The organism is Serratia ureilytica (assembly GCF_013375155.1).
GTDB classification, from domain to species: domain Bacteria; phylum Pseudomonadota; class Gammaproteobacteria; order Enterobacterales; family Enterobacteriaceae; genus Serratia; species Serratia ureilytica.
Genome location: NZ_JABXOF010000008.1, coordinates 19,373 through 44,831 on the forward strand (window position 1 = coordinate 19,373; position 25,459 = coordinate 44,831).

The window sequence follows — 25,459 nt, forward strand, 5'->3', positions numbered from 1 at the left end:
CCGACTGAACAGAACACACCCGAGGGGGAACCTTTGCAAGGTAAAGCGCTCCAAGATTTCGTCATCGATAAAATCGATGACCTCAAAGGCCAAGACATTGTCGCTCTGGACGTACAGGGCAAATCCAGTATCACCGATTGCATGATCATCTGCACCGGCACGTCGACTCGCCACGTGATGTCGATCGCCAGCCACGTGGTGCAGGAATCCCGCGCTGCGGGCATGGAACTGTTTGGCATGAAAGGCCAGGAAGCCTCCGACTGGATCGTGGTCGATCTGGGCGAAGTGATCGTGCACGTGATGCAGGAAGAAAGCCGTCGCCTGTACGAGCTGGAAAAACTCTGGAGCTAAGCGGTGAAACTGCAATTGGTGGCGGTCGGCACCAAAATGCCAGACTGGGTGCAAACCGGCTTTATGGATTACCTGCACCGCTTTCCCAAAGATATGCCGTTTGAGCTGACCGAGATCCCGGCCGGCAAACGCGGCAAAAACGCCGACATCAAACGCATTCTGGACAAGGAAGGCGAACAAATGCTGGCGGCGGTGGGCAAAGGCAACCGCATCGTTACGCTGGATATCCCAGGCACGCCGTGGGAAACGCCGCAGCTGGCGCAGCAGCTTGAGCGCTGGAAGCAGGATGGCCGCAACGTCAGCTTGCTGATCGGCGGCCCGGAAGGGCTGGCGCCCGCCTGCAAAGCCGCTGCCGAGCAGAGTTGGTCGCTTTCTCCGTTGACACTGCCGCATCCTTTGGTGCGCGTCCTGGTGGCCGAAAGCCTCTACCGCGCCTGGAGTATTACTACAAATCATCCTTACCACCGGGAATAGCCGGTGGTGACCGTGACAGAGTGAAATAAAGCAGCGGGATGAAAATAGAACGTAACCCTTTTCGCGACTATACGGCTGAATCCGCCCTGTTTGTACGCCGCGCCCTGGTGGCGTTCTTGGTCATCCTGGTGCTGTCCGGCATCCTGATCGCCAACCTGTATAATCTGCAAGTGGTCCGCGTCGAGGATTACCGCACCCGCTCCAACGAAAACCGCATCAAGCTGGTGCCCATCGCGCCCAGCCGCGGCATTATCTACGATCGCAACGGCACTCCGCTGGCGCTCAACCGCACCATTTATCAGCTGGAACTGATGCCGGAAAAGGTCGACGATCTCAAAGCCACGCTGCAGGCGCTGCGCCCGGTGGTCGACTTGACCGATGACGACATCACCAATTTCGAAAAAGAGCGCAAGCGCTCGCGCCGTTTCGTCTCCATTCCGGTGAAAACCGCGCTGACCGAGGTGCAAGTCGCCCGTTTTGCGGTCAATCAGTTCCGCTTCCCGGGTGTGGAAGTGAAAGGCTACCAGCGCCGCTACTACCCCTACGGCTCCGCCCTCACCCACGTCACTGGCTACGTGTCCAAGATCAACGATCGCGACGTCGAGCGGCTGGACAAAGACGGCAAACTGGCCAACTACGCCGCCACCCACGATATCGGCAAGCTGGGCATCGAACGCTATTACGAAGACACGCTGCACGGCAAAACCGGCTATGAAGAGGTCGAGGTCAACAACCGCGGCCGGGTGATCCGCCAATTGCACGAACAGCCGCCTTCCGCCGGTCAGGACGTCTACCTGACGCTCGATCTTAACCTGCAGCGCTATATCGAACAGCTGTTGGTCGGCAGCCGCGCCGCGGTGGTGGTGAGCGATCCGCGCACCGGCGCCATCCTGGCGATGGTCTCCAACCCGAGCTACGATCCGAACCTGTTCGTCGACGGCATTTCCAGCAAGGACTATCAGGGGTTGCTGAACGATCCGAATCGCCCGCTGATCAACCGCGCCACCCAGGGGGTCTACCCGCCCGCCTCGACGGTGAAGCCTTATATCGCGGTGTCGGCGCTGAGCGCCGGGGTGATCACCAAAAACACCGTGGTGTTCGATCCCGGCTGGTGGCAATTGCCCGGCTCGGAAAAACGCTTTCGCGACTGGAAGAAATGGGGCCACGGCCGCCTGAACGTCACCAAGGCGCTGGAAGAGTCCGCAGATACCTATTTCTACCAGGTCGCTTATGACATGGGGATCGATCGGCTGTCGACCTGGCTGACCAAATTCGGTTACGGCCAGTACACCGGCATCGATCTGTCCGAAGAGCGCTCCGGCCTGATGCCGACGCGCGAATGGAAGCAGAAACGCTATAAAAAACCGTGGTATCAGGGCGACACCATTCCGGTAGGCATCGGCCAGGGTTACTGGACCGCGACGCCGATCCAGATGGCCAAGGCGCTGAACACCCTGATCAACGACGGCACCGTCAAAACGCCGCACCTGCTGCAGAGCACCCGCATCAACGGCGCGCTGGTGCCGTTCAAACAGGAAGAAAACACGCAGATCGGCGATATTCACTCCGGCTTCTGGGAAATTGCCAAAGACGGCATGTACGGTGTGGCCAACCGTCCGAACGGGACGGCGCGCAAATACTTTGCGGACGCACCTTATAAAGCCGCGGCGAAATCGGGTACCGCACAGGTATTCGGCTATGAAACCTACAACGCCCACAAACTGGCGGAGCACCTGCGCGATCACAAACTGATGACCGCCTTCGCACCGTTCAACAACCCGACGGTGTCGGTCGCCATCATTCTGGAAAACGGCGGCGCCGGTCCGGCGGTGGGGACCATCACCCGCCAGATCCTCGACCACATTCTGCTGGGCGACAACAATACGCAATTGCCAAGCGAGGCCCCGCTGCCGCCTGGCGTAGAAGGTGACTAAGGTAGAACATGACTGAAAGCCAACAAAAAGGCTCGATCTGGACCAAAATCCACATTGACCCGACGTTCCTGCTGCTGATCCTTGCCCTGTTGGTCTACAGCGCCTTCGTGATGTGGAGCGCCAGCGGCCAGGATATCGGCATGATGGAGCGCAAGATCGGGCAGATCGTCATGGGGCTGATCGTGATGGCCGTCATGGCGCAGATCCCGCCGCGCGTGTACGAAAGCTGGGCGCCCTATCTGTATATCTTCTGCGTGATTTTGCTGATCCTGGTGGACGCCTTCGGGCAGATCAGTAAAGGCGCGCAGCGCTGGTTGGATCTCGGCGTAGTGCGCTTCCAGCCGTCGGAAATCGCCAAGATCGCCGTGCCGCTGATGGTGGCGCGCTTTATGAACCGCGACGTTTGCCCGCCTTCGCTGAAAAACACCGCCATCGCGCTGGTGCTGATCTTCCTGCCGACGCTGCTGGTGGCCGCGCAGCCGGATCTGGGCACCTCTATCCTGATCGCCGCTTCCGGCCTGTTCGTACTGTTCCTGTCCGGCATGAGCTGGAAGCTGATCGCCGTCGCCGCCGTCGCGCTGGCGGCCTTCATCCCGGTGCTGTGGTTCTTCCTGATGCACGGCTATCAGCGCGACCGCGTCATGATGCTGCTCGATCCGGAGAGCGACCCGCTCGGCGCCGGTTATCACATCATTCAATCCAAGATCGCCATCGGCTCCGGCGGCCTGTCCGGCAAGGGCTGGCTGCACGGCACCCAGTCACAGCTGGAGTTTCTGCCGGAGCGCCATACCGACTTTATCTTCGCCGTCCTGGCCGAAGAGCTGGGGCTGATCGGGGTACTGGTGCTGCTGGCGCTTTACCTGCTGGTGATCATCCGCGGGCTGATGATCGCCGCCAAGGCGCAAACCACCTTTGGCCGCGTCATGGTCGGCGGCTTGATGCTGATTTTGTTCGTTTATGTCTTTGTTAACATCGGTATGGTCAGTGGCATTTTGCCGGTAGTTGGCGTACCTTTGCCTCTGGTCAGTTACGGGGGTTCGGCGCTGATAGTGTTGATGGCCGGTTTCGGCATCATCATGTCGATCCACACGCATCGGAAAATGCTGTCTAAAAGTTTATAAGAGGTGAGTAATGCGTAAGGAATGGCTTTGGATCGGCGTCGCGGCGGTGTTGCTCTCCGCCTGTACCGCCCCGACCACGGAACAGCAAGCCCCTCCGCAGCCGTACAACGGCCCGGTGGTGGAAATCGGCGGCGTCGAGCCTCAATATGAACCCTATAACCCTAATAACATGCAGGATTATAAGGTTAATGGCGATACTTACCGCATCGTAAAAGATCCGCAGAACTTCTCGCAGACCGGCCTGGCGGCCTGGTATGGCGAAGAGGCCAACGGCAACACCACGGCGCTGGGCGAGCAGTTTGACCCCAACGGCCTGACGGCGGCGCATCCGACCCTGCCAATCCCAAGCTATGTGCGCGTCACTAACCTGGCCAACGGCCGTCAGCTGGTGGTGCGCGTCAACGATCGCGGGCCATACACCAAGGGCCGCATCATCGATCTGTCGAAAGCCGCCGCCGACCGCCTCAACCTGTCCAACAACACCAAGGTCAAGGTAGATTTCATCAACGTGGCGCCGGACGGCACGCTGAGCGGCCCCGGCACCATCGGCACCATCGTGGCGAAACAGAGCTACGCCCTGCCGGCGCGCCCGGATCTCGGCTCCAGCGGCATGGGCACCCCTATTCAACAGGAGGCGCCGATCGCCAGCGGCGCGGCGGTGCGCCCGATCGATAACAGCACTCTGCGCACCGACGACAACAGCGCCCCAGCTGCCGGCGGCAATGCCGCCAACGGCCGCAGCGGTTTCCTCGGCGCGCCGAGCGCGGTGCCGGCCGGGGTGCTGGAAGGTTCCGAACCTGAAGCCGCCGCGGTAGCCGCACCGGTCGCGGCCGGCGCGGCGGCTGTCGGCACGGCTGCTGCCGCTTCTTCCGGCGGCTACGTGGTGCAGGTCGGCGCGCTGAGCAGCGCCGAACGCGCCCAGAGCTGGCAACAGAGCCTGAGCCAACAGTTTGGCGTCCCGGGCAAAGTGGCGGCTAACGGCAACGTTTACCGCGTCCAGCTTGGCCCGTTCAGCAGCCGTCAACAGGCGGCCCAGCTGCAGCAACGCCTGGCGAGCGAAGCGCAACAACAGTCTTTCGTTACTGCTGCACCCTGAGCGTTAAGCCCGGCGGGCATTCACGGCCGATAAGCGGTTATTTAGCTGAAACATTTTCTTGCAGCTAAAAGGGCACTAACCGCAATTAGTCAGATGAATGGGTAATGCCTGCCGGGATCGCATCTGCTATAGTGTGGCTCGTTTTTTAACTTTACTTTCACGGATGTTGTAGTCCCGATCATGAAACAAGTAACTTCTTTTCGCTTAATCAAAAGCATCGCCCTCGGCACCGTTATCGCAATGAGCGCAGCCTCCGTTGCGCACGCCGATGACGTTAACATCAAAACCATGATCCCAGGTGTCCCGCAGATCGATGCGGAAGCGTACATCCTGATTGATTACAACTCCGGCAAGGTGCTGGCCGAGATGAACGCCGATGCGCGTCGCGATCCGGCCAGCCTGACCAAAATGATGACCAGCTACGTCATCGGCCAGGCGCTGAAAGCGGGCAAAATCGGCCAGGACGATCTGGTGACCGTCGGCCAGGACGCCTGGGCGACCGGCAACCCGGTGTTCAAAGGCTCCTCGCTGATGTTCCTGAAGCCGGGCGATCGCGTGCCGGTCTCCAAACTGACCCGCGGCATCAACCTGCAGTCCGGTAACGACGCCTGCGTGGCGATGGCCGACTACGTCGCCGGCAGCCAGGACGCGTTCGTCAACCTGATGAACACCTACGTCAGCAAGCTGGGCCTGCAGAACACCCACTTCCAGACGGTACACGGCCTGGATGCCCAGGGCCAGTACAGCTCGGCGCGCGACATGGCGCTGATCGGCCAGGCGCTGATCCGCGACGTGCCGGAAGAGTACGCGATTTACAAAGAAAAAGAGTTCACCTTCAACAACATCCGCCAGATGAACCGCAACGGTCTGCTGTGGGATAACAGCCTGAACGTCGACGGCATCAAAACCGGCCACACCGATGCGGCGGGTTACAACCTGGTGGCTTCGGCGACCGAAGGCCAGATGCGTCTGATCTCCGCCGTAATGGGCGGCCGCACCTACAAAGGCCGCGAAGCCGAGAGCAAGAAACTGCTGACCTGGGGCTTCCGCTTCTTTGAAACCGTGGCGCCGCTGAAAGTCGGTAAAGAGTTCGCCTCCGAGCCGGTCTGGTTCGGCGATGCCGACCGCGTTGAGCTGGGCGTGGACAAAGACGTCTACCTGACCATCCCGCGCGGCCGCATGAAAGATCTGAAGGCCAGCTACGTGCTGAACACCCCGGAAATTCACGCGCCGCTGGCGAAAAACCAGGTGGTGGGCAGCATCAACTTCCAGCTGGACGGCAAAACCATCGACCAGCGTCCGCTGGTGGTGATGAACGAAGTGAAAGAAGGCGGTTTCTTCAGCCGCATCGTGGACTACATCAAACTGATGTTCCACCACTGGTTCGGTTAACGGTTGAAACGGGCGAAATCGTCCCCATATAGTGAATAACACTAACTCCCGCCCCGGCGGGAGTTATACTTTATAGATTAGCTAGCACTCTGGAGCGCACGCACATGCAAAAAACTAAACTGAACGAACTGCTCGAATTCCCTTGCTCGTTTACCTACAAGGTAATGGGCCTGGCGCAGCCTGAGCTGGTTGACCAGGTGGTTGAAGTGGTGCAGCGCCATGCGCCGGGCGATTACAACCCGCAGGTCAAGCCAAGCAGCAAAGGCAACTACCACTCCGTCTCCATCACCATCAATGCCACTCACATCGAGCAGGTCGAAACCCTGTACGAAGAGTTGGGCAACATTGAAATTGTTCGCATGGTGCTGTAATTCCAGCATAAACCCCTGCTTATCAACCCGGGATGGCGCAGCGTCTTCCCGGGTTGCGCATTTTTGGTCAGCGAAAGGCTGGTCGCAGGCCGGAGCGCCCGGTATAATGGCTTTACCACTTCTGTAACCTGACGATGACTCTTTTGCAACCAGACAAGATCATTTTGCGTCAGCTGGGGTTGCAGCCCTACGCGCCTGTATCCCAAGCCATGCATAACTTCACCGACAGTCGTACCGAGACCACGCCGGACGAGCTGTGGCTGGTGCAGCATCACCCGGTGTTCACCCAGGGTCAGGCCGGCAAAGCCGAACATGTGCTGATGCCCGGCGACATCCCGGTTGTCCAGAGCGATCGCGGCGGCCAGGTGACCTACCACGGGCCGGGTCAGCAGGTGATGTACGTGATGGTCGATCTGAAACGCAACAAGGTCGGCGTACGTCAGTTGGTCACGGCGATAGAAGATACGGTTATCAACACTCTCGCCCACTTCCGCCTCGCATCGCGCGCCCGTCCGGATGCGCCCGGCGTGTACGTGGGGGAGCAGAAAATCTGTTCGTTGGGTTTGCGGATCCGCAAAGGCAGCTCATTCCACGGCCTGGCCCTGAATGTGGCAATGGATCTCAGCCCCTTCCAACGCATCAACCCTTGCGGTTACGCCGGTATGCAGATGACGCAGGTCAGCGCGCTGGCGCCCGGCGTTGGCATTGAAGACATACACCCAATCCTGGTACAGGAATTTGTTCATTTACTCGGCTACCAGACGGTCGAGCTTCGTAACTGGAACCTGCACGATTATGAGTAAACCAATTCAGATGGAACGCGGCGTCAAATACCGCGATGCTGACAAAATGGCGCTGATCCCGGTCAAAACGGTGGTCACCGAACGGCAGGAGCTGTTGCGTAAACCCGAGTGGATGAAGATCAAACTGCCTGCCGACTCAACGCGCATTCAGGGCATCAAAGCCGCGATGCGCAAGAACGGCCTGCACTCCGTCTGTGAGGAAGCCTCGTGCCCTAACCTGTCCGAGTGTTTCAACCACGGTACCGCTACCTTTATGATCCTCGGCGCCATCTGCACCCGCCGCTGCCCGTTCTGCGATGTGGCCCACGGCCGCCCGATCGCGCCGGACGCCAACGAGCCGGAAAAGCTGGCGCAAACCATCGCCGACATGGCGCTGCGTTACGTGGTGATCACCTCGGTTGACCGCGACGATCTGCGCGACGGCGGCGCTCAGCACTTTGCCGACTGCATCTCCGCCATCCGCGCCAAAAGCCCGAACATCAAAATTGAAACGCTGGTGCCGGACTTCCGCGGCCGTATGGACCGCGCGCTGGAGATCCTCACCGCCACGCCGCCGGACGTATTCAACCACAACCTGGAAAACGTGCCGCGCGTCTACCGCCAGGTGCGTCCGGGCGCCAACTACGAATGGTCGCTGAAGCTGCTGGAGCGCTTTAAAGAAGCGCACCCGGATATCCCGACCAAATCCGGCCTGATGGTCGGCCTGGGCGAAACCAACGCGGAAATCATTGAAGTGATGCGCGATCTGCGTCGCCACGGCGTGACCATGCTGACGCTGGGTCAGTACCTGCAGCCGAGCCGTCACCACCTGCCGGTGCAGCGCTACGTCAGCCCTGCCGAGTTTGACGAGATGAAAGAAGAAGCGATGGCGATGGGCTTCACCCACGCCGCCTGCGGCCCGTTCGTGCGTTCGTCTTACCACGCCGATCTGCAGGCCAAAGGGATGGAAGTGAAATAACGCGTAATAGTTTGTTACGCTATAGACGGCGGAAACGCCAAAAAACGGATGTCCGCAAGGCATCCGTTTTTTATTGCGCGCAGTCAGACGGGGTTAAACGTCTTTCTTTTCGACGCTCTGCTGAGCGGACTGGCTTTCGGCGGCGTTGTTGCCGGCGGCCGGCGGCGTGCTGTCATCGCCCACGGCTTTTTTAAAGCCTTTCAGCGCCGCGCCAAGATCGGCGCCGAGCGTACGCAGTTTGCTGGTGCCGAACAGTAAAATCACCAACACCGCAATCACCAGAAGTTTGGTAATGCTGATACCTTCCATACTCACCTTCTTATCATAGAGCGCTGCGTGAACAGCGAGAAAAACTGACCTTGCCTGCGAATATTTAGCGACTTTCCTTCGGCTCGCACAACCGCAACATGTAACAGAGTGAGATCGGTCGCAGTAATGCCACAGGGCCTCTGGACGTGAATCCCAGACTATTCTTAGTTTATCACCCGCATGATACGCTGCCATGATACTCATCAGGGAGATGCCGGATGTATATTGCCCCACCCATTTTCGATGCCCGAAAATCCGGCCTCAGCTTCGCCAAACGCACCTACCTGCCCCGCGCCGTCGGTCTGGGGCTCGGCTTTATCTGCGTCTGCGCCGCGCTCTACTCCCTGGCTCCGCCCGCGGCGGTCTGGCTATTGCTGGCCTTTCACGGCTTTCTCTGGCCGCATCTCGCCTACCGCCTGGCCCGCCGCGCCAAAGATCCGTTCAAAGCCGAAATTCGCAACCTGTTGATCGACTCCGCTTTCGGCGGCTTCTGGGCGGCGATGATGGCGTTCAACGCGCTGCCCGCCATCGTCATCCTGTCGATGATGAGCATGAATAACATCGCTTCAGCCGGCAAAGCGCTGTTTGTAAAAGGATTGGCCATGCAACTGGCCACGGCGGCGTTCACCGCCGCGCTGCTCGGCTTCCCGTTTCACCCCTACAGCACGCCGTTGCAGGTCTATCTGTGCCTGCCGATGATCTACCTTTACCCGACGCTGCTCGGGCTGGTGACTTACCGCACCGCCAAGCGGCTGGCGGAAAAGAAACAGGAGCTGCAGCGCATCAGCACCCGCGATGGGCTGACCGGCTTATACAACCGTCGCCACTGGGAGCATCTGCTGCATCGCCAGTTCGACAGCTGCCGTCGCTACCAGGATAACGCCACGCTGATCCTGATGGATATCGACCGCTTCAAAACCATCAACGACACCTTCGGCCATGCTTTGGGGGATGAGGCCCTGGCGGCGCTGGCGGAAGAGCTGCTGATCGGCTTGCGTAACGTGGATATCGTCGGGCGCTACGGCGGCGACGAGTTTGGCGCGCTGCTGCCGAACACCAACGCCGAGCAGGCGGAAATCGTCCTGCGACGCATCCAACAGCGGCTGGATGCGGTCAGCTTCAAGGAGGCGCCGCAACTGCGGCTGCAGATCAGCGCCGGCATCGCCAACTACCACCCCGCGTTGGGCGGCTATCTGGACTGGCTGAAAGCGGCCGACAGCGCGCTCTATCGGGCGAAGCAAAACGGCCGCAACCGGCTGGAAACGGCAGTGCCGCCAGGGGAGTAACTTACTGACTTAATAACTTGGCAAAATACTTCGGCGCTTCAACAAAGCCTTCGCGCAGGTAAAACGCATGGGCCCGCTCGCGGCGACTGTGGCAATGAACCTCCAACCGATCGCAGCCGCGACGGTGCGCCAACGCCTCTCCCTCCGCCAACAACCGCCGCCCCACGCCCGCGCCGCGCGCCCGATCGTCGACGCAAAAATAGCTGATGCGGCCAATGTCGCCGGCCAACGCCAGCTGCGGCAGGAAATGCAGCGACAACACGCCCAGCACTTGCGCCCCGTCCGCCGCCACCAGCAGCGCCTCGTCCGGGTGCGCCAACAGTTGCTGCATGCGCTGCGTCAGAAACGCCTCGGTGCCGGGATAGCCCAACGCCGTCATCAATTCGGCGATAGCGTGCCGGTCGCCCAGACGCGCCGCTCTGATTTCCATCGGTTTTACCTCGCAGGGGGTCGATACTACAAAATAGACGGCGTTAGGTGTAACATCCATCGGGTACGGTGAAAAAGGCCGTGCGGCACGCTGGAGATGACATTCCTCCCTAACCGCCTTCACAGGCTGATGATGTCTACGTAACCTCTCGGAGAGAGGCGCGTAGCGTTACGCCTGTCCCTTTCCGAGCCCGTGAATTTCTCTGTTTGAAAGGGAGTTGCCCCATGTTGAGTTCTTTACTGGCCGTCTTTATCGGCGGCGGCGTCGGCAGCGTTTTGCGCTGGGCGGTAAGCATGAAAATGAATCCGCTGAACGCCCACATTCCGCTAGGGACGCTGATGGTCAATCTGATCGGCGGTTTTATCATCGGTCTGGCGATGGCGATTTTCACCCGCATGACACACCTGGATCCCACCTGGAAACTGCTGATCACCACCGGCTTCTGCGGCGGCCTGACCACCTTCTCCACCTTTTCGCTGGAGGTGGTATACCTGATGCAGGATGGCCGCTTCGGCTGGGCGCTGGCCAACATGCTGCTCAACCTGGCCGGCTCGCTGGCGATGACGCTGCTGGCCTTTATGCTGGTGATGTGGCTCAACGGGCGCTAAGCCCTTAATGTTTCCTTAATCTTGCATGCGCATAATCTCATCCAGTACCCCTGACTGGATGAGAAACCGCTATGTTTAGCCTGCCGAAAACCGCCGCCGAAGCGATTGCCGTTGCGCTGTGCGTCCTGATCGTCGCCGCCTTTATCAACGCCTACCTGTTCGCCTAAACACCTTTTCCCCGCAACGCGCGTTCATCTTGCGTCCTCCCCATCCGTTACACTACAATTGAGAATGAACGTTCACACCCAAAATTGTGAACCCGGCTCACGCGCAGCAAAGGATCGGGCAGATGCTCTCCCCCAACGACAGTAAACAGGCCAAAGTGCAGGCGCGCCGCGATCAGATCGTCGAAGCGGCGAAAACCAGCTTCCGCCGCCACGGCTTCCATGCCGCCAGCATGGCGGAGATTGCCCAGGGCTCGCAGCTCAGCGTCGGGCAAATCTATCGCTATTTCGCCAATAAAGACGCGATTATCGAAGAGATCGTCAATCGCATCATCACCAGCAAGATGCAGCGCCTGGAAAACCTTGGCGATCACATCAACCTGATCGCCGGCACGCTGGCGGCGCGCACGCTGTTTCAGCAACCGGGCGAGAGCGAAACCGATCACATGCTGATGCTGGAAGTGACCGCCGAGGCCACGCGCAACCCGGTGGTGGCCAAACTGCTCAGCGATGCGGAGGCGCGACTGTTTCGCCACGTGTGCCACAACCTGCAGCGGCTGTATCCCGATTTCAGCGCGGAAGAGATCGCCGCGCGGGTGGAGTTTATCGCCGTCATGAGCGAAGGCACCGGTTACCGTATCCTTACCACGCAAAAAGCCGATGCGTCCCTGCTGCGCGATCTGTATCAGCAGGCCATTTCTCACCTGTTCAGGAAATCTTAATCTCCCATGACCAAACACTTAGCCAGACAACGTCTGGTGTACGCCGTCGTGCTTGGCCTGTTGGCCGCGCTGGGGCCGCTGTGCACCGATCTCTATCTGCCCGCTCTGCCGGAAATGGCGGGCGAGCTGAATACCTCCACCGCCGCCGCGCAGCTCAGCCTGACCGCCGGGCTGCTCGGCCTGGGCGTCGGCCAGCTGATTTTTGGCCCTTACAGCGACAAACTGGGCCGTATGCGCCCGCTGCTGCTGTCGCTGATCCTGCTGCTCGGCGCTTCGCTGTGGTGCGCGCTGGCGCCCACCATTGACCAACTGCTGATCGCCCGCCTGCTCCAGGGCATCGCCGGCGCCGGCGGGGCGGTGATTTCCCGCGCCATTGCTCGCGATCTGTACGCCGGCCACGAGCTGACCCGTTTCTTCGCCCTGCTGATGCTGGTTAACGGCCTGGCGCCGATCGTCGCGCCGGTGCTGGGCGGCGTCATGCTGCAGGTGATGAACTGGCGCGGCATCTTCGGCGTGCTGGCGGCCATCGCCGTGCTGCTGTTCAGCCTGTCGGCGCTGAAGCTGCGCGAATCCCTGCCGGTCGAGCGCCGCAGCCAGGGCGGCATTCTGGCGATGCTGATGTCGCTCGGCGGGTTGCTGACCCAGCGCTATTTCATGGGCCTGTGCCTGACGCAGGGCTTCGTAATGGCCGGCATGTTCGCCTATATCGGCGCTTCGCCTTTCGTCTTGCAGCAGATCTACGGCCTCAGCCCGCAGATGTTCAGCCTGTGCTTCGCCATTAACGGCGTCGGGCTGATCATTGCGGCGCAGCTGGCCAGCCGTCTCAGTTCACGTTGGGGGGAACGCCGGGTATTGAGGGGCGGGTTAACGCTGGCGGCCGTCGCATCGCTGTTGCTGCTGTTGGCCGCCGCGCTGCATGCGCCGCTGGTCGTGTTGCTGGTGCCGCTGTTCTTCTCGGTGGCGGTGATCGGCATCGTCGGCCCGACCGCCTCGTCGCTGGCGATGCAAAGCCAGGGGGACAAAGCCGGCAGCGCGTCGGCCTTGATCGGCGTGTGCATGTTCGCGCTCGGCGCCTGCGCCGTGCCGCTCACCGGGCTGGGCGGCACCTCGGCTCTGTCGATGGCGCTGACCATCGTCGGCTGCTACGCCATCGCCATCCTGCTGTTCAGCCTGTTGGCCCGCCGCAGCGACGCATAACGCGCCCAATAAAAAACCCGCTCAATGAGCGGGTTTTAAGAAATTCAGCTACGCAGCTTAGATAGCAGTAACGTTAGCGGCAGATGGGCCTTTGGCACCGTTCGTGATTTCAAATTCTACACGCTGGCCTTCAGCAAGCGTTTTGAAACCGTTGCTAACGATGGCAGAGAAGTGAACGAAAACGTCCTTGCTACCATCTTCCGGAGTAATGAAACCGAAGCCCTTGGATTCATTAAACCACTTAACGCTACCTTTAATCTTAGACATCAAACTTACCTTTAACGTGAATGAAAGACACAAAACCTGTGTCGATTACAGTACAGCAAGCAGGCAGGATTTTGTCCACCACCGCGATCACAGAAATCCGATAAAGAGTGAAAAAATCCGTGTTGTCCGGTGTAAATGAATGACACCGGTTGCAGTAAGTTACCGTTCCAGGTCAATCCTCTCCCTGCGCCGGCGAACAACGCGCGAACGCCTAAACCTGCCCCTTCCCCCCATCGTTGACGCGCCGTGCAGACACAATCGCTATGAAATATAACCAGATGGTCTTTTTGCTTCGGCGGCCCCTGCACTAGGGTTAGGGTTTATTTCCCACTGTGAGCCAAGCCTATGACCAGCCAGTTGGCAGACAAGATCATCGCCTATCGGCGTGAACTGCACCAAAACCCGGAGCTTTCCAATCATGAATTCGCCACCACCGCCCGCCTGACCCGCTGGCTGCAAGAGGCGGGCATTCGCCTTCTGCCGTTGGCGCTGAAAACCGGCGTCGTGGCGGAGATCGGCAGCGGCCAGGGGCCGATCATCGCGCTGCGCGGCGACATCGACGCCCTGCCGATCGACGAAATCGCCGACGTGCCCTTCAGTTCGCAAAACAGCGGCGTGATGCACGCCTGCGGGCACGACTTTCACACCTCGGTAATGCTCGGCGCCGCACACCTGCTCAAAGCGCGTGAAGCCGAACTGGCGGGTACGGTGCGCATCTTCTTCCAGCCGGCGGAAGAGACCTTCAACGGCGCCCGACACCTGATCGACGCCGGCGCGCTGGATAACGTCGCGGCGATATTTGGCCTGCACAATGCGCCGGAGCTGCCCACCGGCACCTTCGCCACCCGCGCCGGGCCGTTCTACGCCAACGTCGATCGCTTCCAGATCCGCATCACCGGCAAAGGCGCCCACGCCGCCAAACCGGAACAGGGTGTCGATACCATCGTCACCGCCAGCCAGATCGTCGGCGCGCTGCAAACGCTGCCCAGCCGCAGCTTCAGCTCGCTGGAATCGCTGGTGGTGAGCGTGACGCGCATCGAAGGCGGCAATACCTGGAACGTGCTGCCGCAAACCGTCGAGCTGGAAGGCACGGTGCGCACCCACAGCGATGCGGTGCGCCGCCAAGTGCCGGATAAAATTCGCCAGGTGATCGACGGCGTTGCCGCCGCGCTCGGCGCGCAGGCCGAACTCCACTGGCAGCCGGGGCCGCCGGCGGTGATCAACGACGCCCATTGGGCGGCGTTCAGCAAAACCGTCGCCGCCGAGGCCGGCTACCGGGTCGAAGAGGCGGAGCTGCAAATGGGCGGCGAGGATTTCGCGCTGTATCTGCATCACGTGCCGGGCGCGTTCGTCAGCATCGGCTCCGCCAGCGAATTCGGCCTGCACCATCCGCGTTTCAATCCCGATGAGCGCGCCCTCTTTCCTGCCGCCCACTATTTTTCGCTGCTGGCGGAGCGCACGCTGCAGCAATTAACCCCCGCAGCGAAAAAAGCCCTCAGCAACGCCTGAATAACGTGAAATAGTATTTCCCCGACGCCGCTGATGCCGCGCCGGGGATTATTATTTTCGCTCGCCGTGATATTTGCAGTTTTCAACATTTGAATATGCTGTTTTGTTGTTTTACATCCCGCCAGCGCTCATCAATAGTGGACGCATCAGACACCGCGCGCCTTTCGGCGCATGACAGGATAATCACGATGAGCGACAACGCGAATAATCAACGGCAATTACGGCTGGGCGCCATTCTGCACGGCGCATCGGGAAATATGTCCGCCTGGCGCCACCCGGACGCCACCGCCGACGCCAGCATCAACCTCGAATTTAATATCGCCTCGGCGAAAAAAGCCGAACAGGGGAAATTCGATTTCGTCTTCGTCGCCGATGGCTTATATATCAACGAAAAGTCCATTCCGCATTTTCTTAACCGTTTCGAGCCGTTGACCTTATTGGCCGCGCTGTCCGCCGCCACCGACAAAATTGGCCTGGTGGGCACGCTCTCCACATCCTACAGCGATCCGTTCACCGTCGCCCGCCAGTTCGCCAGCCTCGATCACCTGAGCAACGGCCGCGCGGGCTGGAACGTGGTGACGTCGCCGCTGGAAGGTTCGGCCAAAAACTTCTCGCGCGCCGAACACCCGGAGCACAGCCTGCGTTACCGCATCGCCGGCGAGTTTCTCGACGTCGCCAAAGGACTGTGGGACTCCTGGGAGGACGATGCCTTCGTGCGCAATAAGGCCAGCGGCGAATTTTTCCGCGCCGGGAAACTGCACACCCTCAATCATCAGGGGGAGTTCTTCTCGGTGCAGGGGCCGTTGAACATCGGCCGCACGCCGCAGGGCCGCCCGATCCTGTTCCAGGCCGGCGCCTCCGAAGACGGCAAACGGCTGGCGGCCAAGCACGCCGATGCGATCTTCACCCATCACGACACGCTGGAGCAGGCGCAGGATTTCTACCAGGACGTGAAGCGGCAGCTGGTGGAACAGGGGCGCGAACCGGACGACCTGCGCATCTTCCAGGGCGTGAGTGTGATCGTCGGCGACGACGATGCGGACGTCGAGCGCCAGTACCAGGAGACCGCCCGTCTGGTCAGCATCGAGAACGCCCTCAACTACCTGGGCCGCTACTTCGAACATTACGACTTTTCCCGCCATCCGTTGGACGCGCCCTTCCCGGACATCGGCGATCTGGGGCAAAACAGCTTCCGCAGCACCACCGACGCCATCAAGCGCAACGCCCGCGAGCGTAACCTCACGCTGCGCCAGGTGGCGCTGGAAGCCGCCTCGCCGCGCCCGGTGTTCAGCGGCACGCCGGAAGCGGTGGCGGACGGCCTGCAACGCTGGTTCGACGGCGAAGCCGCCGACGGCTTCATCATCAGCGGCGGTACGCCCAACGCCTTCGGGCACTTCGTCGATCGGGTGGTGCCCGTCCTGCAACGGCGCGGCCTGTTCCGCCAGGCGTACCACGGCGATACGCTGCGCGAGCACCTGGGCCTGAAGCGTCCGTTGAACAGATTCACCCAATAATAAGATCGTTTTCAGGGATACCCGCTATGCAGAAAACCGTTACCGCCGCTCTCGTGGCGGCCTTGCTGAGCCTGACCGGCGCCGCGCAGGCGGGCACCGGCATCGATTTGCAGGCCAATGAAACCCCTATCCATGCGCCGAAAAACCCGCAGGCGATCGCCAAGCTGCCGGCCGATTTCCGCTTCGTGAAGCCGGGCCGGTTCACCGTCGCGATCGCCGCGCTCAACACGCCGCCGCTGGCGCTGTTCGCCGCCGACAACCGGCGGCTTATCGGCAGCGAAGTGGATATCGCGCAGTTGGTGGCCGACAGCCTGGGGCTGGAACTGAACGTAGTGCAAACCTCGTGGGAAGACTGGCCGCTGGGGGTGGTTTCCGGCAAGTATGACGCGGCCATCACCAACGTCACCGTCACCAAAGAGCGCAAAACCCGCTTCGACTTCGCTACCTATCGCATCGACTCGCTCGGCTTTTATGTCAAAACCGGCGGCAAGATAGCGACGATCAAACAGCCTGCCGATATCGCCGGATTAAAGATCATCGTCGGCTCCGGCACCAACCAGGAAGCCATCTTGCTGGCATGGGACAAGCAGAATCGGCAGCAGGGGCTCAAACCCTTCCAGCCGATCTACGTGACCGACGATGCGGCCGCCACGCTGGCGATCCAGTCCGGCCGGGCCGACGCCTATTTCGGGCCCAACGTGCTGGGCGCCTATAAAGCGGCGCTGAATGGCCGTACCCGGCTGGCGGGCACGGTGGAAGGCGGTTGGCCCAAGGCGGCGCACATCGCCGTCACCACCCGTAAAGGCAACGGGCTGGTGCAGGCGGTGAATGAAGCGCTGAACGGCGCGATCCGCAGCGGACAGTACGATCAGGTGCTCAACCGCTGGGGCGAGAGCGTCGAACGCCTTGCACAGTCGGAAATCAACCCGCCCGGTCTGGGCGATTAGGAGCGCGCGATGACGCAAGACACTTTCATTCAGACGCTGCCGACCGACCCGCTGATCGCCCCGGTGATCGAGGGGCTGTTCGGCGAATATCGTCAGCGCTACGGCGACTATTTTGGTGACCAGGAACCGGAACCGCTGGACCTGTACGCGCCGCCGCAGGGCGCCTTCATCGTGCTGCTGCGCGCCGGTGCGCCGATCGCCATGGGCGCCTTCAAGCGCTATGACGGGCAAACCGCCGAGCTGAAGCGTATCTGGACGCGGGGCGATCTGCGCCGCCAGGGCCTGGCGCAACGGGTGTTGCAGCAATTGGAAGCGCTGGCGCTGGCGCAGGGTTATCGCCGGCTCTATCTGACCACCGGCTTTCGCCAGCCCGAAGCGGTGGGCCTGTACCTGAGCAACGGTTATCAGCCGCAGTTCGATCCCACCGTCGACAGCGAGGTTTACAGCCGCCCGCCCTACGATGGCCGCCTGCCGTTCCGCAAAAGCCTGATTGCAGAGGACGCCTGTTGTTGCGCGTCGGAAAGGAAAATCGCCTAAGGCCCCTTTATCTGTATCAGGAGACATGACATGTCCAAACAAGAAGTCTTGAAAGTGGTGCCCGCCCGCTATCCGCTGCGGCTGATCGGCGCGCTGTTTTCGCTGTTTATTCTGGTCGCCATCGTGCAATCGGTGGCGGGCAACGCGCGCTGGGAATGGGGCGTGTTCGCCGAGTGGTTCTTCGCCCCGGCGGTGCTGGCGGGGCTGGGACAGACCCTGCTGCTGACGCTGCTCGGCACGCTGTTCAGCATTCTGTTCGGCACCCTGCTGGCGCTGGCGCGGCTGTCGCGCTCTTACCTGCTGGCGTCGCTGGCCTGGGGGTATATCTGGCTGTTTCGCTCGCTGCCGCTGATCCTGGTGCTGATCATCCTGTATAACTTTTCCTATCTGTACGACGCCATCTCGCTGGGCATTCCCTTTACCTCGGTGGTGTTCGCCAGCTACCCGACCATCGATATCCTCGGCCAGTTCGCCGTGGCGGTGCTGGGCCTGACGCTGGTGCAGTCCGCCTATACCGCCGAGATCATCCGCGGCGGCATCCTGGGCGTGGATTACGGCCAGCACGAAGCGGCGGCAGCGCTGGGCCTGCCGGGCTATCGCCGCACCTTCCGCATCATTCTGCCGCAGGCGCTGCGATCCATTATTCCGACCGGATTCAACGAGATCATCAGTCTGGCGAAAGGCACCTCAATCGTTTATGTGCTGGCGCTGCCGGAGCTGTTTTACACCATCCAGGTGATCTATAACCGCACCCAGCAGGTGATACCGCTGCTGATGGTGGCCACCGTCTGGTATCTGTTCATCACCACCGCCCTGTCGGTGATCCAATACTACATCGAACGCTATTTCGCCCGGGGTGCGGTGCGCGAACTGCCGCCGACGCCCTGGCAGAAACTGGCCGGCTGGCTAAAACGTTAGGAGACCCGCATGTCTGAAGCCATTGATTATTACGCCTTGCCCGAACAGCCGGCACGCAACCTCACCCCGGTGCCGGCGCGCGGCCTGATCGAAATCAGCAACGTCAGCAAATTCTTCGGCAAACACAAGGCGTTGGACGACGTCAGCCTGACGCTGCAGCCGGGCACCGTGACCGTGATCCTCGGGCCTTCCGGCTCCGGAAAATCGACGCTGCTGCGGGCGATCAACCATCTGGAGCGCGTCGACGAGGGTTTTATCCGCATCGACGGCGACTACGTCGGCTACCGCCGCAAGGGCAACCGGCTGTACGAGCTGAAGGAAAAGGCCATCCTCCGGCAGCGCATCAACGTCGGCTACGTGTTCCAAAACTTCAACCTGTTCCCGCATCTGACGGTGCTGGAAAACATCATCGAAGCGCCGGTGGTGCACAAGATCCACTCCCGCGAACGGGCGAAAGCGGTGGCCTATGAGCTGCTGGATACGGTCGGGCTGCGCCACAAGGCGGACGCCTACCCGCGCCACCTCTCCGGCGGCCAACAGCAGCGCATCGCCATCGCGCGCGCGCTGGCGCTGAACCCGAAGGTGATCCTGTTCGATGAGCCGACCTCCGCGCTCGATCCCGAGCTGGTCGGCGAAGTGCTGGACGTGATTAAAGGGTTGGCGGATCTGGGCGTCACGCTGGTGGTGGTGACGCATGAAATCGGCTTTGCGCGCGAAGCGGCGGATCGGGTGGTGTTTATGGTCGACGGGCAGATCGTCGAGCAGGGCGATGCCAGACAGGTGCTGGCTCAGCCGCAGCACCCGCGCACCGTCAACTTCCTCAACAAAGTACTGTGAGCGTCGGGGCGCCGATGCGCCCCGCGCAGGAGCAGGTTAGAGGCCGGCGAAACGCCGCTTCTCGGCGGCGAAATCCAACGGGCGGATCCCCTGCTGGTTTTTGTCCTCTTCGGTCAGCAACGCCGGGGGAATAAACCAGGTCACCTCAAACAGCAGCCCGTCCGGGTCGTGACCATAAATGCTTTTGTGCACGCCGTGATCCTCTTCCAACCCGAGAATGCCGCGTTCGGCCAGCTGATGGCGAATGCGCTCCAGCTCTTCCAGGCTGTCCACTTCCCAGGCCAGATGATACAGCCCGGCCGGCGGCTCATGCTCCGCCGGCGGCTCGCCGTTGGCGCGAAACACCCCGGCGCGCTGCTGGCCCAGGTTCTTGCTGAACAACGCCAAATCGTGATCGTTGTCCGAGTCGGCGGCCTGGGTAAATACCGCCCGATCGGGGCTGTCGGACGGCTTCAGCTTGAAGCCCAATACCTGATGATAAAAGTCGGCGCTCTGCCGCACGTCGCTGACGTACAGCACGGCGTGATTGAGACGTTTGATGCCCATCGCTATTCCTTTTTGCGCATTGAATAAAGTCAGCATGAACATAGCATGTCGCTGGGAAGCCGCTAAATGCCGTTATCGCATGACTAAATGCCGCCCGCGCAATCTGTCGCTGCAAGGCATTCCGCGCTATCATAAGCGCTGTATTGAACCTTTTTGTGAGAATAGCGATGAACGGCAAGATAACGACTTTTTTTGAAGACAAAGGCTTCGGCTTTATTACCGACGAGAACGGAGAAAATCGTTATTTTCACGTGATTAAAGTGCAAAACCCGGAGCTGATTAAGAAAAACGCGGCGGTGACCTTCGAACCGACCAACAACACCAAAGGCCCGTCGGCTTATGCGGTCAAAGTGTTGGCGCCCAGCAAATACATCATTATCGCCAATGAAAGAATCAAGATCACCAGCATCAAGTCTTTCAATACCTTCACCAAGGAAGTGCCGGTCAAAGCCGACGTGGATAAAGAGAACACCGTGCTGTCAGTCGGCCTGCTGATGAACCGCATTCGCCCGCAGTCCGAAGACCAGGCGCAGGCCATGCAAACGCTGCGCATGCTGACCATCACCACCTTCCAGAACACCACCCATACCTTCTCCGAGCACGAGATCGACATGGATGAGACCATCAAGGCGCTGAAAAGCCTGTAAGCGCCGGTTGCCCAGCGTCGAGCCCTAGCGGAACAGGATATGCTCGACGCTGTTGCCGTTCACCACGTTGAACGACTCCACCCGATTACGCCCCTGCGATTTGGCACGATACAGCGCGATATCCGCCATGTTCATCAACTGCTCCAGCGATTTCACCTCGTTCATCGCCAAACTGGCGACGCCGACGCTGATGGTGATTTTCAACGTCTGCTTGCCTTCCGCCTGCAGCTCCGTCTGCTCCACCAACCGGCGCAGATGCTCCCCCAGCGCCACGCCCTGCGCCGCCAACGCGCGCGGCAGCATGATGGCGAACTCTTCCCCGCCCAAGCGGCCGAACAGCTGATCGTGCCGCAGCTCGCGCCGCACGATGTGCGCGAACGACGCCAGCACCTGATCGCCGGCGCTGTGGCCGTGCGTATCGTTGATCTGCTTGAAATGATCGATATCGATCAGCAGTAACGACACCGCTTCTTTGGAACGGTGCTTGTGCTCCAACAGCTCGCCCGCTTTGCGCGTCATCGCGCTGCGCGCCAGCACGCCGGTCAGGAAATCGTGGTTGGCGCTGTGCTCCAGACGCCGCATAAGCTTACGGTTGGCCGCGATGGAACTGGCGAGGATCAGCGGCCCCATCACCAGCATGGCGATACCCAATCGGGCGGACATCAGCGTGTCGAGGAAGGCATTATGGTTGTTCGGCGTTTCATACAGCACCAGGTTGGCGGAGATGCTGCTGATCTCAGACATACCGGTCAACAGCGTCAGCAACGTCACCGGGAACAGCTGGTAGCGCACCGCGCACCACAGCAGCGCCGGGATCGGGAAGGCGATCGCGCCCGGCCCGCCGATATAGACGCTGAACGCCAGTGACAGCAGCAGCGCCAGCAGCGGCAGGCAGCCTTTCAAGCGCCAACGCACCTGCATGCGCAACAGCTGTTTCAACCGCGGCGCCGCCATCAGCACCGGCAACAGCAGCAGGGTCGTCGAAAACTGTTCGCTGAACCAGGCCAGCCAGGCGACCACCACCGTGTTGTTGTACAGGCTATCGTTGCGCAGCACGGACAGCGTCGACGCCACCGCCGCACCGGCCAGGCTGGCGCTGAACATATAGAGTATCGCCTGGGGTTTACCCATGCGCCGTTGAGATTGCGGCAGCATCAGCATGATGCCGTAACCGACGACGATCAGCGACATGTTGCAGGCGTTCAGCCACAGCGCCAAAGACCAGCCCTCGCCGGTGCTGAGATCGGCGGCAACCATGCCCAGATAGGTCGTGAGCCAGCCGAGCGGCGTGGCGTAAGCGGGTTTCCGCAGCAGCAGGCCGAGCAGAATCGCATTCACCGGCCAAAATAAAGAAAGCGAGCCAATCGGCCGGCTAAGAATGCCCACCAGGGAAAGTAAAAAGGCCAGCATGAAAAGATTGATAAGCTGAACCGTAAGCGGCAGGCCATGCCTGGCGTTTATTCTGGCGTTCATCGCCTCGCCCATATTTTGCTAATAACCAGAATAATAATGTGCATACTCTCTCGCCCGGCCAGTGAGGGATAATCAACCCGGATTTCAACCAAAAAAGCCAGACAAATCAATAATAAAAAGCATTAACAATTAATTAACAGACTTTTCTTAACCTAATGTGGCGGCGGCGGACTCCCCCGCATACCGTCGGAAAATAATGCTCAGCTCTGCTGACAGCATAGCGCAAAGCGTAATAGGCCGCCGACCGACGTTAATTACATTAATAAGATTGTGGTTATTGCTCGTTGAATGATATTTGAATAACTACGCGATTATTTTCCTGCAACTGGGCCGCCCGTGCAATAACAACCCAAAAAAAGCCCGCCTAAAGCGGGCTTGCTTGAACAACAGCAAATCGACAGTTACGACACAGCCATTCATTGCATGCCTGTGCTGCCATGCAGTGTAGCGGCGAAAGCTTAAGCAGACCTTAGCAACAAAAAACCCGGCCTAGGAACCGGGAATATTTGTACGAAATGCAGCGTTAGCCCAAGCAGGCTAATAACATTTCGCAGCTTACACGCCAAATGTGCAGAGAAAATGAACGCTGCACGCGGCAAGGCCTTACGCCAGTTTGGCGGCAAAGCCCGCCACGCGTTGGCCATAGAGCTTGGCGGTCGCCAAATCGCCCGACAGCATCTCGTCCACGCCGGCATCCGACGGCGTCTGCACCAACAGCCCCACCGACCCGCCCAGGTTGTTGACATCGGTACGCTGCGCCGATTTGGTGTTGGCCGGCAGCAGCCCCAAGCTGACCCACAGGCCGCCATGTTGAGAAGCCAGCGTTTGCAGCGCAATCAGCGTAACCTGCTTGTCGCCGTTCAGGCTGGCGCTGTTGGTAAAGCCGCCGAACACTTTGTCCTGCCACTTGCGGCCGAACCAGGCTTTGGAGCTGGCGTCGGCGAATTTCTTGAACTGCCAGGACGGGCCGCCCATATAGGTCGGTGAGCCAAAGATGATGGCGTCCGCCTCATCCAGCTTCTGCCACGCTTCATCGCTGATATCGCCTTCCTGATCGATAGCGATCAGTTCGGCCCCTGCGCCTTCCGCCACCACTTTCGCCAAACGCTCGGTATGGCCGTAGCCGGAATGAAACACCACTACTGTCTTCGCCATAGAAATTCTCCACTCATTGCACAGAGGCGCCGACGACGCCCATCTCGCGTTCAATCTAATCAAGCGCGCAACGGCTGAATACTGAATAAAACTGACGGTGTTATTCAAAAAAATCGCGCTACGCGCCGCCGGGTATGTGCAGATAAAAAAATCCCGCACAAGGCGGGATAAACTTAACAGGGATGGGGTAATACACTACAGGGAATGGATAACACACAACATCATCGGGTAGAGCTACAGTACCAATCCCAATGTATAGAACTGTCATCCCCGCGTAAGTTTGCTCGGCCAGATGTAACGCCGAATGGGAAATATGACATTCCGCTCAAGGCACCACGAATAGCCTCGACTCGAAACCGCCGCTTTTGAAGGTGCCGGTATTGACCCACCCCGGCGGCGAACGGCCGAAGTCCTGATTGAAATCCCCGCCGCTGACCAGCCAGACCCGGCGATAGCCTTTCGCTAACGCACTGAGGTTATCGACGTAGGTCTGCGCCGCCCGATCGTGGAAAAAGGTGCCGAAACCATAGGCATTGGGCTTGCCCGAAATGCCGTTGGGCCTGGCGGGGGTATACAGCAAGGCGCGATAGCCCTTCTTGTTGTAATACACATAGCTCAGGTAGTTGAACATGTTGCTGACCACCACCGCATCGTTGGGCTGATAGTTACTGTTGATGTAGTGCACCATCACCTTGAATTCATCTTTCTCGACCGGATAGTCGTTGCGCACGCCGCAGCCGAACAGCAGGCTGAAGAACAGCAGCAAAGAGATCCCGCGCACCCGGCTTTTCGTACCGGCGATCAGCACGCCCAATACCAGCGGAATGCCGAGCGCGGCGGAATAAAGGTAGCGATCGACAAACAGCGGCGAACGCCAGGAAATGGCGAATACCAACGTCACCGGGATCAGCATGCCGCCGAGCAGCAGCAGCGCATATTTTCTCGGCATCTGGCGCCGCCACAGCAGCAGTGAACATAAGGCGACAAACATCGCCGGCAGCAGCCAGAGAATGATCGTGGGATAGTTGCTGCCATCATGCCCGGTGAGAAAACGCCAATACATCGCCGGCAGATCGCCCCAGGCAACCTGAGGGATCCAACCGACGTCGCCGCCGACCCGCAGTTCGGCAATATGCGCCAGCAGATTGAGCAGCACCAGCAGCCAGGGAATATAGGCCACTCCAATCGCCGCATTGGCCCCCCACCACGCCGGCAGCCTGATGTAACACTCGCCTTCGCGGCGGCACGACAGCGCCAACACCACCAGCCAGTGCGCGATCAGCGTGAAAATCGTGAAGTAGTGAGTATAAAAGCTCAGCGTCATCAACAGCGCATACAGCGCCAGATAGCGGCGGTTATCCGGCGTTTTCAGCCACTTCGCCAGCGCCATGGCGGCGGCGATCGCCAGCAGCCCCATCAGCGCGTACATGCGCGCCTCCTGGCTGTAACGCACCGCCATCGGCATGATCGCCATCAGCCATCCCGCGGTCAGCGCCGCCCGCTCGTTGGCCAACCAACGGGTAAAACGCATCGCCAGCGCCACCGTCATCACGCCGAACACCAGGCTCAGCGCGCGGGCCGCCATAATGCCGTCGCCAAACAGCACCATCCAGCCATGCAGCAGCAGGTAATAAAGCGGCGGGTGAACATCGAAGGAAGCATGGTACAGCAAAGCGCCCACATCATAGCGGCTGGTCAGCACGCTGGAGGCCTCGTCGCACCAAAAATACCGATCCGTTAAGGAAATAAACCGCACGATCGCCGAAAACGCCACGATCGCCAACGCGTAATGTTTGTAACCGATGCCTTTTAAGCCGTTATTGCTCAAAGAAACATTCGATACCTGTTGCAGTGACATAACCGCATTCCGCCCAAGAGAACCACACAGTGTGG

27 protein-coding genes and 1 riboswitch are annotated in these 25,459 nt (G+C 60.0%); of the genes, 20 read left to right on the forward strand and 7 right to left on the reverse strand.

Features of this window, described 5'->3' with window-relative positions:
- The first annotated feature begins 33 nt into the window (after nucleotides 1–33).
- The 9 genes from rsfS to lipA all read left to right on the forward strand — a co-directional run bounded on the left by rsfS (nucleotide 34) and on the right by lipA (nucleotide 8,500).
- The gene (gene rsfS / locus HWW83_RS15295; protein WP_004940001.1) at nucleotides 34–351 is read left to right on the forward strand and encodes a ribosome silencing factor; all 318 of its coding nucleotides are present in this window, start codon (nucleotides 34–36) and stop codon (nucleotides 349–351) included.
- A gap of 3 nt (nucleotides 352–354) precedes the next feature.
- Entirely contained in the window at nucleotides 355–825 is a 471-nt protein-coding gene (gene rlmH / locus HWW83_RS15300; RefSeq protein ID WP_004940002.1) for a 23S rRNA (pseudouridine(1915)-N(3))-methyltransferase RlmH, read from the forward strand.
- Nucleotides 826–863: 38 nt separating this feature from the next.
- Nucleotides 864–2,759, forward strand: a complete 1,896-nt coding sequence (mrdA, locus tag HWW83_RS15305; protein WP_089196717.1) for a peptidoglycan DD-transpeptidase MrdA — start codon at nucleotides 864–866, stop codon at nucleotides 2,757–2,759.
- An 8-nt stretch (nucleotides 2,760–2,767) separates the two neighbouring features.
- Nucleotides 2,768–3,880: a peptidoglycan glycosyltransferase MrdB gene (mrdB, locus tag HWW83_RS15310; RefSeq protein ID WP_004940006.1), complete on the forward strand. Its 1,113-nt coding sequence runs from the start codon at nucleotides 2,768–2,770 to the stop codon at nucleotides 3,878–3,880.
- Between the two features lie 10 nt (nucleotides 3,881–3,890).
- On the forward strand, nucleotides 3,891–4,976 hold the full coding sequence (rlpA, locus tag HWW83_RS15315; protein ID WP_033642159.1) for an endolytic peptidoglycan transglycosylase RlpA: 1,086 nt from the start codon (nucleotides 3,891–3,893) through the stop codon (nucleotides 4,974–4,976).
- Between the two features lie 180 nt (nucleotides 4,977–5,156).
- Entirely contained in the window at nucleotides 5,157–6,368 is a 1,212-nt protein-coding gene (gene dacA, locus HWW83_RS15320) for a D-alanyl-D-alanine carboxypeptidase DacA (protein WP_004940010.1), read from the forward strand.
- Nucleotides 6,369–6,472: 104 nt separating this feature from the next.
- The gene (gene ybeD, locus HWW83_RS15325) at nucleotides 6,473–6,739 is read left to right on the forward strand and encodes a DUF493 family protein YbeD (RefSeq protein WP_004940012.1); all 267 of its coding nucleotides are present in this window, start codon (nucleotides 6,473–6,475) and stop codon (nucleotides 6,737–6,739) included.
- Between the two features lie 134 nt (nucleotides 6,740–6,873).
- On the forward strand, nucleotides 6,874–7,542 hold the full coding sequence (gene lipB, locus HWW83_RS15330; protein ID WP_015376934.1) for a lipoyl(octanoyl) transferase LipB: 669 nt from the start codon (nucleotides 6,874–6,876) through the stop codon (nucleotides 7,540–7,542).
- Nucleotides 7,535–8,500, forward strand: a complete 966-nt coding sequence (gene lipA / locus HWW83_RS15335) for a lipoyl synthase (protein ID WP_004940018.1) — start codon at nucleotides 7,535–7,537, stop codon at nucleotides 8,498–8,500. Before lipB ends, lipA begins: the two co-directional genes overlap by 8 nt.
- 93 nt (nucleotides 8,501–8,593) lie before the next feature.
- Here lipA and tatA read toward each other — a convergent pair whose 3' ends face one another.
- Entirely contained in the window at nucleotides 8,594–8,809 is a 216-nt protein-coding gene (gene tatA, locus HWW83_RS15340) for a Sec-independent protein translocase subunit TatA (RefSeq protein ID WP_004940019.1), read from the reverse strand.
- A gap of 218 nt (nucleotides 8,810–9,027) precedes the next feature.
- On the opposite strand from tatA, the gene HWW83_RS15345 reads away from it, so the two are divergent.
- Nucleotides 9,028–10,095 carry a diguanylate cyclase gene (locus tag HWW83_RS15345; protein ID WP_176589403.1) on the forward strand — a complete coding sequence of 356 codons (1,068 nt, stop codon included), beginning with the start codon at nucleotides 9,028–9,030 and terminating at the stop codon, nucleotides 10,093–10,095.
- A gap of 1 nt (nucleotide 10,096) precedes the next feature.
- Here the strand turns inward: HWW83_RS15345 and HWW83_RS15350 are convergent, their stop codons facing one another.
- A complete protein-coding gene (locus tag HWW83_RS15350; protein WP_033651145.1) occupies nucleotides 10,097–10,525 on the reverse strand; it encodes a GNAT family N-acetyltransferase in 429 nt (142 codons plus the stop codon).
- Between the two features lie 83 nt (nucleotides 10,526–10,608).
- Nucleotides 10,609–10,671: riboswitch (Fluoride riboswitch) on the forward strand.
- 78 nt (nucleotides 10,672–10,749) lie between these two features.
- Between HWW83_RS15350 and crcB the strand changes: the two genes are divergently transcribed.
- The 3 genes from crcB to HWW83_RS15365 all read left to right on the forward strand — a co-directional run bounded on the left by crcB (nucleotide 10,750) and on the right by HWW83_RS15365 (nucleotide 13,216).
- Nucleotides 10,750–11,133, forward strand: a complete 384-nt coding sequence (gene crcB / locus HWW83_RS15355; protein WP_016928782.1) for a fluoride efflux transporter CrcB — start codon at nucleotides 10,750–10,752, stop codon at nucleotides 11,131–11,133.
- Between the two features lie 289 nt (nucleotides 11,134–11,422).
- Complete coding sequence (locus tag HWW83_RS15360; protein WP_033642155.1) at nucleotides 11,423–12,019, forward strand: TetR/AcrR family transcriptional regulator; 597 nt, start codon at nucleotides 11,423–11,425, stop codon at nucleotides 12,017–12,019.
- A 6-nt stretch (nucleotides 12,020–12,025) separates the two neighbouring features.
- Nucleotides 12,026–13,216, forward strand: a complete 1,191-nt coding sequence (locus HWW83_RS15365; protein ID WP_089194379.1) for a multidrug effflux MFS transporter — start codon at nucleotides 12,026–12,028, stop codon at nucleotides 13,214–13,216.
- A gap of 57 nt (nucleotides 13,217–13,273) precedes the next feature.
- Here the strand turns inward: HWW83_RS15365 and cspE are convergent, their stop codons facing one another.
- Nucleotides 13,274–13,483, reverse strand: coding sequence for a transcription antiterminator/RNA stability regulator CspE (cspE, locus tag HWW83_RS15370; protein ID WP_004940030.1), 210 nt, complete (start codon nucleotides 13,481–13,483; stop codon nucleotides 13,274–13,276).
- A gap of 345 nt (nucleotides 13,484–13,828) precedes the next feature.
- Between cspE and HWW83_RS15375 the strand changes: the two genes are divergently transcribed.
- The 6 genes from HWW83_RS15375 (at nucleotide 13,829) to HWW83_RS15400 (ending at nucleotide 19,745) form a co-directional block, all read left to right on the forward strand.
- Complete coding sequence (locus HWW83_RS15375; RefSeq protein ID WP_033651144.1) at nucleotides 13,829–14,992, forward strand: M20 peptidase aminoacylase family protein; 1,164 nt, start codon at nucleotides 13,829–13,831, stop codon at nucleotides 14,990–14,992.
- Nucleotides 14,993–15,180: 188 nt separating this feature from the next.
- Nucleotides 15,181–16,506 carry an LLM class flavin-dependent oxidoreductase gene (locus tag HWW83_RS15380; RefSeq protein ID WP_042783837.1) on the forward strand — a complete coding sequence of 442 codons (1,326 nt, stop codon included), beginning with the start codon at nucleotides 15,181–15,183 and terminating at the stop codon, nucleotides 16,504–16,506.
- 26 nt (nucleotides 16,507–16,532) lie between these two features.
- Entirely contained in the window at nucleotides 16,533–17,453 is a 921-nt protein-coding gene (locus HWW83_RS15385; protein WP_046686561.1) for an ABC transporter substrate-binding protein, read from the forward strand.
- Between the two features lie 9 nt (nucleotides 17,454–17,462).
- Complete coding sequence (locus HWW83_RS15390; protein WP_060659841.1) at nucleotides 17,463–17,990, forward strand: GNAT family N-acetyltransferase; 528 nt, start codon at nucleotides 17,463–17,465, stop codon at nucleotides 17,988–17,990.
- Between the two features lie 30 nt (nucleotides 17,991–18,020).
- Nucleotides 18,021–18,908: an amino acid ABC transporter permease gene (locus HWW83_RS15395; RefSeq protein ID WP_176589404.1), complete on the forward strand. Its 888-nt coding sequence runs from the start codon at nucleotides 18,021–18,023 to the stop codon at nucleotides 18,906–18,908.
- A 9-nt stretch (nucleotides 18,909–18,917) separates the two neighbouring features.
- Nucleotides 18,918–19,745 carry an amino acid ABC transporter ATP-binding protein gene (locus HWW83_RS15400; RefSeq protein ID WP_015376924.1) on the forward strand — a complete coding sequence of 276 codons (828 nt, stop codon included), beginning with the start codon at nucleotides 18,918–18,920 and terminating at the stop codon, nucleotides 19,743–19,745.
- A gap of 36 nt (nucleotides 19,746–19,781) precedes the next feature.
- Here the strand turns inward: HWW83_RS15400 and HWW83_RS15405 are convergent, their stop codons facing one another.
- Entirely contained in the window at nucleotides 19,782–20,291 is a 510-nt protein-coding gene (locus HWW83_RS15405; RefSeq protein WP_015376923.1) for a VOC family protein, read from the reverse strand.
- Between the two features lie 167 nt (nucleotides 20,292–20,458).
- On the opposite strand from HWW83_RS15405, the gene HWW83_RS15410 reads away from it, so the two are divergent.
- Nucleotides 20,459–20,938: a cold-shock protein gene (locus HWW83_RS15410; RefSeq protein WP_004940042.1), complete on the forward strand. Its 480-nt coding sequence runs from the start codon at nucleotides 20,459–20,461 to the stop codon at nucleotides 20,936–20,938.
- Nucleotides 20,939–20,962: 24 nt separating this feature from the next.
- Here the strand turns inward: HWW83_RS15410 and HWW83_RS15415 are convergent, their stop codons facing one another.
- From HWW83_RS15415 to HWW83_RS15425, 3 genes are all read right to left on the reverse strand, one after another.
- The gene (locus tag HWW83_RS15415) at nucleotides 20,963–22,411 is read right to left on the reverse strand and encodes a GGDEF domain-containing protein (protein WP_033644213.1); all 1,449 of its coding nucleotides are present in this window, start codon (nucleotides 22,409–22,411) and stop codon (nucleotides 20,963–20,965) included.
- 603 nt (nucleotides 22,412–23,014) lie between these two features.
- A complete protein-coding gene (locus tag HWW83_RS15420) occupies nucleotides 23,015–23,566 on the reverse strand; it encodes a flavodoxin family protein (RefSeq protein ID WP_033642149.1) in 552 nt (183 codons plus the stop codon).
- Nucleotides 23,567–23,891: 325 nt separating this feature from the next.
- Complete coding sequence (locus tag HWW83_RS15425) at nucleotides 23,892–25,424, reverse strand: glycosyltransferase family 39 protein (RefSeq protein WP_046686560.1); 1,533 nt, start codon at nucleotides 25,422–25,424, stop codon at nucleotides 23,892–23,894.
- Nucleotides 25,425–25,459: the final 35 nt, after the last annotated feature.

What these genes read in the sequence shown, in the direction of transcription:
- mrdA (WP_089196717.1), top strand. Translation starts at nt 864, where the DNA reads ATGAAAATAGAACGTAACCCTTTTCGCGACTATACGGCTGAATCCGCC.
- mrdB (WP_004940006.1), top strand. Translation starts at nt 2,768, where the DNA reads ATGACTGAAAGCCAACAAAAAGGCTCGATCTGGACCAAAATCCACATT.
- rlpA (WP_033642159.1), top strand. Translation starts at nt 3,891, where the DNA reads ATGCGTAAGGAATGGCTTTGGATCGGCGTCGCGGCGGTGTTGCTCTCC.
- dacA (WP_004940010.1), top strand. Translation starts at nt 5,157, where the DNA reads ATGAAACAAGTAACTTCTTTTCGCTTAATCAAAAGCATCGCCCTCGGC.
- ybeD (WP_004940012.1), top strand. Translation starts at nt 6,473, where the DNA reads ATGCAAAAAACTAAACTGAACGAACTGCTCGAATTCCCTTGCTCGTTT.
- lipB (WP_015376934.1), top strand. Translation starts at nt 6,874, where the DNA reads ATGACTCTTTTGCAACCAGACAAGATCATTTTGCGTCAGCTGGGGTTG.
- lipA (WP_004940018.1), top strand. Translation starts at nt 7,535, where the DNA reads ATGAGTAAACCAATTCAGATGGAACGCGGCGTCAAATACCGCGATGCT.
- tatA (WP_004940019.1), bottom strand. Translation starts at nt 8,809, where the DNA reads ATGGAAGGTATCAGCATTACCAAACTTCTGGTGATTGCGGTGTTGGTG.
- HWW83_RS15345 (WP_176589403.1), top strand. Translation starts at nt 9,028, where the DNA reads ATGTATATTGCCCCACCCATTTTCGATGCCCGAAAATCCGGCCTCAGC.
- HWW83_RS15350 (WP_033651145.1), bottom strand. Translation starts at nt 10,525, where the DNA reads ATGGAAATCAGAGCGGCGCGTCTGGGCGACCGGCACGCTATCGCCGAA.
- crcB (WP_016928782.1), top strand. Translation starts at nt 10,750, where the DNA reads ATGTTGAGTTCTTTACTGGCCGTCTTTATCGGCGGCGGCGTCGGCAGC.
- HWW83_RS15360 (WP_033642155.1), top strand. Translation starts at nt 11,423, where the DNA reads ATGCTCTCCCCCAACGACAGTAAACAGGCCAAAGTGCAGGCGCGCCGC.
- HWW83_RS15365 (WP_089194379.1), top strand. Translation starts at nt 12,026, where the DNA reads ATGACCAAACACTTAGCCAGACAACGTCTGGTGTACGCCGTCGTGCTT.
- cspE (WP_004940030.1), bottom strand. Translation starts at nt 13,483, where the DNA reads ATGTCTAAGATTAAAGGTAGCGTTAAGTGGTTTAATGAATCCAAGGGC.
- HWW83_RS15375 (WP_033651144.1), top strand. Translation starts at nt 13,829, where the DNA reads ATGACCAGCCAGTTGGCAGACAAGATCATCGCCTATCGGCGTGAACTG.
- HWW83_RS15380 (WP_042783837.1), top strand. Translation starts at nt 15,181, where the DNA reads ATGAGCGACAACGCGAATAATCAACGGCAATTACGGCTGGGCGCCATT.
- HWW83_RS15385 (WP_046686561.1), top strand. Translation starts at nt 16,533, where the DNA reads ATGCAGAAAACCGTTACCGCCGCTCTCGTGGCGGCCTTGCTGAGCCTG.
- HWW83_RS15390 (WP_060659841.1), top strand. Translation starts at nt 17,463, where the DNA reads ATGACGCAAGACACTTTCATTCAGACGCTGCCGACCGACCCGCTGATC.
- HWW83_RS15395 (WP_176589404.1), top strand. Translation starts at nt 18,021, where the DNA reads ATGTCCAAACAAGAAGTCTTGAAAGTGGTGCCCGCCCGCTATCCGCTG.
- HWW83_RS15400 (WP_015376924.1), top strand. Translation starts at nt 18,918, where the DNA reads ATGTCTGAAGCCATTGATTATTACGCCTTGCCCGAACAGCCGGCACGC.
- HWW83_RS15405 (WP_015376923.1), bottom strand. Translation starts at nt 20,291, where the DNA reads ATGGGCATCAAACGTCTCAATCACGCCGTGCTGTACGTCAGCGACGTG.
- HWW83_RS15410 (WP_004940042.1), top strand. Translation starts at nt 20,459, where the DNA reads ATGAACGGCAAGATAACGACTTTTTTTGAAGACAAAGGCTTCGGCTTT.
- HWW83_RS15415 (WP_033644213.1), bottom strand. Translation starts at nt 22,411, where the DNA reads ATGAACGCCAGAATAAACGCCAGGCATGGCCTGCCGCTTACGGTTCAG.
- HWW83_RS15420 (WP_033642149.1), bottom strand. Translation starts at nt 23,566, where the DNA reads ATGGCGAAGACAGTAGTGGTGTTTCATTCCGGCTACGGCCATACCGAG.
- HWW83_RS15425 (WP_046686560.1), bottom strand. Translation starts at nt 25,424, where the DNA reads ATGTCACTGCAACAGGTATCGAATGTTTCTTTGAGCAATAACGGCTTA.